Consider the following 2,331-nt stretch of genomic DNA (forward strand, 5'->3'; position numbering starts at 1 on the left):
CAGCAGGCCTCGGCGCTGGGCATTCCGGTGCAGCCGGATTTCGAGGCGTTCCTGCTGCTCGGCGTGCATCGATGCGTAACCGCATGCAGGTGCGGCCGATGCCTCACGGCCCGCGTACTCGAGTACGAGAGACTTGTTGAGGTTGCCGACGCTGCGACGCAGGTGGTGCTGGCTGCAGTACCAGGCGCCCTGGTTCATAGGCTCTTCCTGACACCAGACGGCATGCTTGACGTTGGTGTAAGGCGCCAGGACTTCCTTCAGGTCGTCCTCAGGGAATGGGTACAGCTGCTCGATACGCACGATGGCGATATCTTCACGACCTTCGGCACGGCGTTTTTCCAGCAAGTCGTAGTAGACCTTGCCGCTGCACAGGACAACGCGCTCGACCTTTTTCGGATCCAGTGCATCGATTTCCGGGATAACGGTCTGGAACGAGCCTTCGGCCAGATCTTCCAGGGTCGAGATGGCCAGCTTGTGGCGCAGCAGCGACTTCGGCGTCAGAACCACCAGCGGCTTGCGCAGCGGACGGATCACTTGACGACGCAGCAAGTGGTAGATCTGGGCCGGGGTGGTCGGCATGCACACCTGAATGTTGTGCTCGGCGCACAGCTGCAGGTAACGCTCAAGGCGTGCCGAGGAGTGCTCGGGGCCCTGGCCTTCGTAACCGTGCGGCAGCAGCATGGTCAGACCGCACAGGCGGCCCCACTTGTGCTCGCCGCTGGTGATGAACTGGTCGATCACGACCTGCGCACCGTTGGCGAAGTCGCCGAACTGGGCTTCCCAGATCACCAGCGCGTTCGGCGTGGTGGTCGAGTAGCCGTATTCGAACGCCAGCACGGCCTCTTCCGACAGGAACGAGTCGTACAGCTCGAAACGCGGCTGACCTTCGAACAGATGCTTGAGCGGGATGTAGGTGCCGGCATCTTTCTGGTTGTGCAGGACGGCGTGGCGGTGCGAGAACGTGCCGCGGCCGATGTCCTGACCGGTCATGCGGATCGGGTGACCTTCGAACGCCAGGGTCGCGTATGCCATGGTTTCGGCATAGCCCCAGTTGATCGGCAGGCCGCCGGCTTGCATCTTCTGACGGTCTTCGTAGATCTTGGCGACCTGACGCTGAACCACGAAGCCTTCCGGGATCTCCAGCAGCTTGGCGGACAGTTCCTGCAGGGTCTTGAGATCGAAGCGGGTGTCGTGACGCGCGGTCCAGGCATGGCCCAGGTACGGACGCCAGTCGACGAACAGCTCTTTGTTCGGCTCCTTGACCAGGCTCTTCACCACGTGCAGACCGTTGTCCAGCGCGTTGCGGTACTCGTCGACCTTGGCCTGGACGCGCTCGGCGTCAAGCACACCGCTCTGGGTCAGGCGATCGGCGTACAGCTCACGGGTGGTGCGCTGCTTGGTGATCTGCTGATACATCAGAGGCTGGGTGCCGCTCGGCTCGTCGGCTTCGTTGTGGCCGCGACGGCGGTAGCAGACCAGGTCGATCACCACGTCACGCTTGAACTGCATGCGGTAGTCGATGGCCAGCTGGGTCACGAACAGCACGGCTTCCGGATCGTCGCCGTTCACGTGAAGGATCGGCGCCTGGATCATCTTCGCAACGTCGGTGGCGTACTCGGTGGAACGCGAGTCCAGCGGGTTGCTGATGGTGAAGCCGACCTGGTTGTTGATCACGATGTGCACGGTGCCGCCGGTTCTGAAACCGCGGGTCTGCGACATCTGGAAGGTTTCCATGACCACGCCCTGACCTGCGAACGCAGCGTCACCGTGGATGGAGATCGGCAGAACCTTCTCGCCGGTCGGGTCGTTGCGGCGGTCCTGACGGGCGCGCACGGAACCCTCGACCACCGGGGAAACGATTTCCAGGTGGGACGGGTTGAACGCCATCGCCAGGTGGACTTCGCCGCCGGAGGTCATCACGTTGGACGAGAAGCCCTGGTGGTACTTCACGTCACCGGAGCCCAGCTCGACCTTCTTCTTGCCTTCGAACTCGTCGAACAGCTCGCGCGGGTTCTTGCCGAAGGTGTTGACCAGCACGTTCAGACGGCCGCGGTGGGCCATGCCGATCACGACTTCCTTGGTGCCGTAGGAACCGGAGCGCTGGATCAGCTCGTCGAGCATCGGAATCAGGCTCTCGCCGCCTTCCAGGCCGAAACGCTTGGTGCCCGGGTATTTGGTGCCCAGGTATTTCTCCAGGCCTTCACCGGCGGTGACGCGCTCGAGCAGGTGGCTCTTGATGTCGGCGGAGTAGGTCGGACGGCCACGGACGCTTTCCAGACGCTGCTGGAACCACTGGCGCTGCTCGGAATCGGTGATGTGCGTGAATTCGGC

The 2,331-nt window shown here is 62.9% G+C and carries 1 protein-coding gene; it reads right to left on the minus strand.

All coding sequences use genetic code 11. The annotated features are described in order from the left end of the window. The coding region (locus ACIP0B_RS28340; RefSeq protein ID WP_400838487.1) for a 2-oxoglutarate dehydrogenase E1 component at nucleotides 1-2,331 on the minus strand (2,331 nt) is incomplete at both ends.

Origin of the sequence: Pseudomonas sp. NPDC089534 (genome assembly GCF_044749305.1) — a bacterium.
GTDB classification, from domain to species: Bacteria; Pseudomonadota; Gammaproteobacteria; order Pseudomonadales; family Pseudomonadaceae; genus Aquipseudomonas; species Aquipseudomonas ekonensis.